This is a genomic window from Streptomyces sp. NPDC026062 (genome assembly GCF_055568375.1).
Map to the genome: position 1 here is coordinate 1 of NZ_JBVHOQ010000096.1, position 7,406 is coordinate 7,406.

The window sequence follows — 7,406 nt, forward strand, 5'->3', positions numbered from 1 at the left end:
ACAGCGCCAGCCCCACATCGTCACCGGCTACTTCAAAGCCCCGCACGTCCGATACGTCCTCGACGAGTGAACCCAATGAGTTTCTGATCAATATGCGTCTTCTGGGCAACGTGGTGCTCTGAGAAACTCAACCCGCCTTGATGCCCATTCGTTCCACAGTGCGCGGCCAGTCTGCTCTGAGCACTTGGCAGGCTGCGGTGATCCAAGAGCGGGGTGTCCGTGCGCCCCTACATGCGCCCCCTGGTGCGTGTCGTCACATCACCTCAAGCATCCCTGGAGCGCCTGTGGTCCCTGGCGTATCGACAAGGCTTGCGCTCTCGCCGGCCGCAGAGAAACGATGTGCTGCCTGCCCCGCTCTTGGTATGGGATAACCGGCGATATCGGTCAGCCGCCTTCTCACTACCTGGCTCCGGCTTTTTCTGCAGCCCGCAGAGGCAGTCCTTTGGGGTCAGGCGGACAGGCGGGTGCACAGGGATTCGTTCCGCCGGGGTGTCAATCCACGAAAGGTTTGCTGTGAAACGTGGGCGCATTCAAGTGGAGTGCCCACAAGATTCTGCGAGGAGGATCCGGAAAGTGAAGGGCGCGAATTACGCGGATACGCTGCTGCGGGACGCCAGCGCGCGGTGGCCCGAAAGGGAGGCGCTCGTCCACCACGGGCGCCGATGGTCGTACGCCAGGCTTCGGCACGCGGCGCTCGAATGCGCTACCATCCTGCGATCACTGCCGCTCGAACCCGGTGAAGGGGTCGCTATTCTTTCGGGCAACCGTCCCGAATTCGTCGCTCTCCAACTCGCCGTACACCTCATCGGTTGCCGTTTGATCCTGATACGTCCTTCCATGTCGCGCCGCGACATGGTGCGGCATGTGCGAGGGAGCCTCCCTGCGGTCCTCGTCTTCGAGGCCGCCCACGCCGATTCCGCTCGTGCTCTGTTCGGCTGGTCCCGGCATCTGCTGAGCCTGGGGCAGGGAACGGACGGGGAACCCCTTTTCTCTCAGCACGAGGCCGGGTCCGCATACGGTCCGGTCGTCGGTGCCACCTCCGACCACGTACGCACCGTGCTGTTCACCGGCGGCACCACCGGCGAGTCCAGGCGCGTTGGGCATAGCCACGGCTTGTACGACCACTTGCGCACCCTGGTAGGACCAGAGGGTTTGGCGACCCCGGGTGAGCGACGGCTGGTGTGCACTCCGTTGGCCCACATGAGTGGCCACTTCGTCCTGCCGACCTTGATGTCCGGGGGCACGCTGGTCCTGCATGACACGTTTGACTCTGCCGAGGTTCTGCGCGAGATCGCGGCCGAGCGCATCGAGGCGCTGCTGCTGTACACAGGCTTCCTAGAGCGGCTGTTGGATGATCCCGGTCTGTCCGATGCCGACTGTTCTACGTTGCGCCGCATCGGGTACGGTGCCGAGCCGACCGACCCGCAGGTTCTCCGGCGGGCTATAGACCGCTTTGGCCCAGTGATGCAACAGCTCTACGGCCTCACTGAGGCTGGCGTTGTCTCTCTCCTCCAGCCGTCAGACCACGACCTGGACAGACCGGAACTGCTATTTTCGGCTGGGCTTCCGGTGCCCGGTGTCTCGGTCGAGATCCGGGACGCCTCCTGTGGCCCGGTGGCTCCGGGGGAGATCGGTCAGGTCTGGGTCCGGGGGCCGGGGGTGATGGACGGGTACGAAGACCTGCCGCATGCCGAACAGGTTCTAGACGGGTGGCTGGGCACCGGGGATCTTGGTTATCTTGGCACTGAGGGCCACTTGTTCGTCCTGGACCGTAAGGCGGACGCGATCGTGCATGGCGATACCGGACAGCGCATCAGTCCGGCACAGATCGCGAGGGCCCTCCTCAGCCATCCGGCCGTCCTGTCGGCGGTTGTGTTCGGGACACCATTGCCCAGCGGTGGTGAGTCCGCCCGCGCAGTCGTGGTTCCCGTCAAGGGAGCGCAGGTCGACCCGGACGACCTGCGCGCCTACGTATTCGCCATACTAGGCCGACCCCACCTGGTGCCGGACCGTGTCAACGTGGTTGCTCGCCTGCCGAGGACCGCGCTGGGGAAGATCGACCGAGTGGCCCTGCGGCGGGCCGTAGCCGATGAGCAGGGTCAATCACCACGACCCCGAGTGAGCGACTCCCACACGTCGCGACCAGGTCCCTCGTGAGGAGCAACGAATCCGGGGTGGGACTCCCGCCAGCGCGCCAGATGCGCCCGCACCTCCTGCGTCCCGTACGCCTGTTCCGCGGGAGCGAGGAGATGCCGGACCTGAGCTCGCGCGCGCATTACCGTCGGATCGTCGAGCGAACAGGCCATCAGGCTAGCCTCGTCGCCGGGCCGGGCGCGGGGATCGGCCGGCACGGTCGCGGCAGCCAACCCTTTGTCTCTGAGGCGATCGGTCTCGACCTGCGCGTCGAACCAGGGCTTCAACTCTGCCACCGTCCAATGATTGTGCTCTGCCGTGAACGAAGCGGGGTCGACGACGCCGGACGTGCCTGCGTGGACGGCCGTCCACTGCGCGGTTCGCAGAGCAAGGGCTGCCCCTTGGCTGAGCGTGGGATTGGTATGGGTGACGCAGTCTCCGACTCCGACGAGCCCGGCGACGACGGGTCCTGCCCTGTCGGCCAGCCCCCACCATCGGTTGTCCAGACCGGCCATGGCGCGCACCTCCGAGACCGGCTCGGGATTGAGTTTCAGCCATACCGCAGGTGCGGGGAAGGCGCGCGCGACTGCATCGAACACCTTTGGTTTGAGCAGTGCGCCGCGGCTCGGATCGGAGGTCGAGACGACGATTGCGATCCCGAACACGCCGTTGTCGGACGGGAAAACCAACGCGACGGCAAAACCGCCCGCCGATGTAGTCCTGACTCGTTGTGGAGGAGCGCTGCCGGGGTGCAGCCGGTACCAGCGGCAGAAATAGGAGATGCCGGTACGGTGCTTTTCCTCCCGCACCTGACGGCTGCCAATGCCCTCCAGCCAACGCGGGAGCCTGGAGCGGCGTCCGCTGGCGTCCACGACCAGTTCGGCCGTGTGCGTCCCCGATGCAGACCGGACGCCGAGAACCCGAGGGATACCCGGCCGCGCGTCGCTGATGAGTCCGACCACCGGGTCCCCGTACAGGGTCTCAACACCCGACTCGAGTTGCACCGAGTCAGCCAGCGCCTTCTCCAGCACAATACGCCGGGCACGTACGGCCACCAAGTCTTCGTCACCCGGGCGGGCGGGCGGCCGTTCGACGAACCAGTCGAGCTCGTGGTGTGTCGTGGCACCCATGCCGAGCATGGCCGCATACACATCCGGGGCCTCCTCGAGAAGTACGGACCGGACCGGGGACAGGAACACGTGCGGCTGGACGGCGTGGGGCACAGCCGGTCGTGTCCAGCCGAAGAAGTCCTGGTCTATATCGCTGCCGACCCGGCGGCCTTCTTGCTCGAACAACGTCACCTTGTGACCGCGCCGCGCCGAGAACAGCGCCGTGGCCAGTCCACCTATACCACCACCGATGATCGCTATCCGCGTCATGACAGCAATCCTAGGACGCGCTCCTCGACGGGGCACCCCCCACCGACGCGGCTGGCCGGAACCCATGCGACGGCCTCCCGGTGCGCACGACCCGTCCCGCAGGGCAAGCCATTTGCTCGTTCCTACACCGACAGTGCTCACGTCAATGCCCTGTCGGATGAGCCGAGGTGAGATTGTGCTGAAGGTGCGCGAAGCGGTCGTCGACTTCGTATCGTCCTGCGGCCCCACCACGGTTTTCGCACTCATGGGAGCCGCCAACCAGGAACTGATATGCGATCTGGAGCAACGCGGCGGGCTGCGAGTGGTCCATTGCCGTCACGAGGCGGGTGCAGTGGGAATGGCGGACGGTTACGCCCGCTTCAGCCACAGCATTGGCGTGGCGTCGGTGACTTCGGGACCAGGGGTGACCAACACGGCAACCTCCCTCGCGGTCGCGCGCGCCCATAGCTCCCCGGTGTTACTGCTCGCAGGGGACACCACTGAGGAGGATCTCAGCAACCCTCAGCGTTTCGACCAGAAGGCATTCACGCAGCTGTGCGCCGGAGACGGAGGGAGGATCACCAGCCCCGACCAGTTAGGCGACATGCTCCATGGTGGGGCCTCCGCCCTGGCCGCGTGCCGGCCTTTTGTTCTGCACATGCCCACCGATGTGCAGGATATGCCTACTGAGCCCTCTCTCGGGTATGCACCGGAATCCGTCGGCCATGCCGCACCGGACGACGCGCCCGATCAGGACATCGCTGCCGCGAGGGCCGCGTTCCTGCTGGCTGCGGCCAACCGCCCGGTGATTCTGGTCGGACGCGGCGCCCTGAACGCGCGCCCCCCGCTGGTCCGCCTGGGTCGGTTGCTGGGAGCGCCGCTGATCACGACCCTGCGTGCGGCCGGTCTGTTTGCCGGGCAGCCCCTGGAGGCTGGTGTCGCGGGTCCGATGGGAGACGGACGCGGACAGCAACTCCTCGAGGAAACTGATGCAGTGCTGGCGGTCGGGACCTCGTTGCACCCTCTGACCGTGTCTACACTTTTGCGGCGCCGGGTCCCGCCCAGGCTTGTACGGATCGACACCGCACCACCCGAGGACCACCTTTCCTACGAGGCATACCTGCGTACCGAAGCCTCCGTCGGTGTCCGATCCCTGGTACGCGCGCTCACCGCCAGCGGACAGGGCGAGACCGTTCCATGGTGGAGGCACGTCGTCGGTGACCTGCGCGGTCGGCTTCCCGCAAACGGAATTGACAGCGCGGTACATCCGCTCGATGCCCTTGAAGCTCTGCGCAGTGTGCTGCCAGAGCAGCGCCTGCTGGTGATCGGCGGCGGTCACGCAGCCCTCAGCGCCTGCCAGACGCTGGCCGCGTCAGGCCCGCGCGACTTCACCTGCGTGAGCACCGATTTCGGTGCGATCGGCCAGGCACTGCCGGTGGCCATCGGCGCGTGTTTCGCACGGCCCGGGCAGCGGGTCCACCACGTGACCGGAGACGGCGATCTGATGATGGCCCTCGCCGATCTGCACACCGCCGTGCGCTATCGGCTCGCACTGACAATTTTCGTCCTCAACGATCACGGCTTCGGGCAGGAACGCCACAATCTCCACCGCGCTGGCCACCCCGGCCACCACGCCGACTACACCGGACCCGACCTGGCGGGTGTCGCCCGCGCTATGGGCGCCCGCGCCTACCGCATCACTCGCCAGAACGAACTGGGCATCCTCACCCAGGCGCTCACCCATGAGCACGGGGTGGTCCTTGTCGACATCCACATCGATCCCGCCTACCTCAATCCTGCCTCCGCGCTCGTGGCCACCGCCATCACCCGCCCTTCTCCGATGTGACCGCCAGCACCTGGCGGTCTGACGCTCGGCCGACCTATCCCTCGTTCGGAAGAGTCCAGGATCCTGACCCCTGATGCACGCACGATGCACTGGATCCTGAGGATCTGGGGACGGACATCTCGTGGGCATGAAGAACTCCCCGCCAGGTTCAAGGCGGAAGCGGTTGCGCTGTACGAGTCGCGGTTGAACTGCTGCTAGCCTCGGGCTTTCACTTGGGGTCCGTCCGAATCATGGGCGGTAACGCGAAAGTGCCTTCTGCGCTGGGACGATGAACCTTGTCGAGGGGTTCTGTCGGTCCAGGTGGAAGGCATTTTCTGCGTGCAGGGTATCGGTTCTCGTCCCAGGCTTCATGTCTCGGCGGACGGCGCCGGGATGGTCGGGCATGCCGGGGCACGGTTGCTGGCTGATCTCGCCGATGTCACCGGACTGACCAGCGCGTACTCCACCGCGCTGAGACCGCTCCGGCCACGAGGCACCGGTCATGACCCGGGCCGGATCGCCACCGACCTCGCCGTGACGGTGGCTGACGGCGGTCAGACCATCACGGATCTGGCCGTGCGGCGCGCCCAGGGCGAGGTGTTCGGCCCGGTCGCCCCGACACCGACTGCCTGGCGGCTGCTGGCCGCCGTCGACGAACACGTACTGGACCGCCTGCGCTCGGCACGCGCCCAGGCCCGGGAAGTGGCCTGGCTGCAAACATCCGAGACCCGCGGCGGCATACCGGCAGCGACAGCCGGCGGATGGGAACTGCCCGGCCTGGTCCTGGACATCGACGCCACGCTGATCACCTGCCACTCAGACAAGAACCAGGCCGCACCCACCTACAAAGGCGGCTTCGGGTTCCACCCTCCGCTGTGTTTCCTGGCCAACACCGGCGAGGCGATGTGCGGGCGCCTTCGGCCCGGGAACGCCGGAGCCAACACCGCCGCAGACCACATCGTGGTCCTGAACGACGCTCTCGCACAGATCCCCGACGCCCACCGGCACGGCACCGACATCCTCGTCCGCACCGACAGCGCCGGATCCGCAAAGTCCTTCCTCACTCACGTTCGCAACCTGCGAACACGCGGAATCCGCACCTTCTTCTCGGTCGGATACGCCGTTGCCGAGCCGGTCCACCGCGCGATCCGAGCCCTGCCCGACCATGTCTGGCACCCCGCTCTGAACCAGGACGGCACCCTCCGCGAGTCCGCCGAGGTCGCCGAACTGACCGGCATGACCGACCTGAACGGTTATCCGGCCGACACCCGCATCATCGTCCGCCGCGAACGCCCCCACCCCGGAGCCCAGCTCCCACTCTTCGACCAGGACGAGGGCATGCGGCATCAGGTCTTCCTCACCGATACCCCATTCGCCTCCGGCTCGGCCCAGTTCCTGGAGGTCCGTCACCGAGGACACGCCACCGTCGAGGATCACATCCGGTGCGGCAAAACCACCGGCTCCGGCCGCTTCCCCTCCCGCGACTTCGGCGTCAACGCCGCCTGGCTCGAACTCAGCCTCGCGGCGATCGACCTCCTCGCCTGGACCCGCGTCCTCCTTCTGGACGGCGAACTCGCGACTGCCGAACCCAAGAAACTCCGCTACCGGATCCTGCACGTCGCCGCCCGGATCACCAGGGGCGGCCGCCGCCTCCGCCTACGGATATCGGAGACCTGGCCCTGGCGGCATGAGCTCGCGGCCGCATTCCACCGACTGGCCGCACTGCCCCGCCCAGCCAGCTGACTCGCCGTCCCCGCCCATCCTCGACTCAAAGGACCTCGGAGAACCCGACCCCGCGTCGGGCCCTCACCATCGCCACCGGCCGACACGAGCTCAAACAACCTCGCTCAGCCGCTCAGCAGCCCCAACTGAAACGGCGAGGCTAAGCCTCTACCGAGTCATCCGCGAGCTACAGATACTCCTCGCGACCTGGACCGGCGCCTGCCCCACCTGTCACCGCGACATGTCAGCCCCTGCACCAACATGACCAGGCCCTACTATTGATCAGAAACTCATTGGGTTCACTCGTCGAGGACGTATCGGACGTGCGGGGCTTTGAAGTAGCCGGTGACGATGTGGGGCTGGCGCTG

At 66.6% G+C, this 7,406-nt stretch carries 4 protein-coding genes; 3 read left to right on the forward strand and 1 reads right to left on the reverse strand.

The annotated features are described in order from the left end of the window. Positions 1–573 precede the first annotated feature (573 nt). Positions 574–2,157, forward strand: a complete 1,584-nt coding sequence (locus ACZ4LX_RS37560; RefSeq protein WP_467651816.1) for a class I adenylate-forming enzyme family protein — start codon at positions 574–576, stop codon at positions 2,155–2,157. On the opposite strand, the gene ACZ4LX_RS37565 is transcribed toward ACZ4LX_RS37560, so the two are convergent. Next, on the reverse strand, positions 2,100–3,512 hold the full coding sequence (locus ACZ4LX_RS37565; protein WP_467651814.1) for an NAD(P)/FAD-dependent oxidoreductase: 1,413 nt from the start codon (positions 3,510–3,512) through the stop codon (positions 2,100–2,102). The genes ACZ4LX_RS37560 and ACZ4LX_RS37565 overlap by 58 nt on opposite strands. A gap of 175 nt (positions 3,513–3,687) precedes the next feature. Here ACZ4LX_RS37565 and ACZ4LX_RS37570 point away from each other — a divergent pair, with 175 nt between their 5' ends. Together ACZ4LX_RS37570 and ACZ4LX_RS37575 are read left to right on the forward strand one after the other, a co-directional pair. Further along, on the forward strand, positions 3,688–5,337 hold the full coding sequence (locus tag ACZ4LX_RS37570; RefSeq protein ID WP_467651812.1) for a thiamine pyrophosphate-binding protein: 1,650 nt from the start codon (positions 3,688–3,690) through the stop codon (positions 5,335–5,337). Between the two features lie 300 nt (positions 5,338–5,637). Then, positions 5,638–7,059, forward strand: a complete 1,422-nt coding sequence (locus ACZ4LX_RS37575) for an IS1380 family transposase (RefSeq protein WP_467651810.1) — start codon at positions 5,638–5,640, stop codon at positions 7,057–7,059. The last annotated feature ends 347 nt before the right edge of the window (positions 7,060–7,406 follow it).

What these genes read in the sequence shown, in the direction of transcription:
- ACZ4LX_RS37565 (WP_467651814.1), bottom strand. Translation starts at nt 3,512, where the DNA reads ATGACGCGGATAGCGATCATCGGTGGTGGTATAGGTGGACTGGCCACG.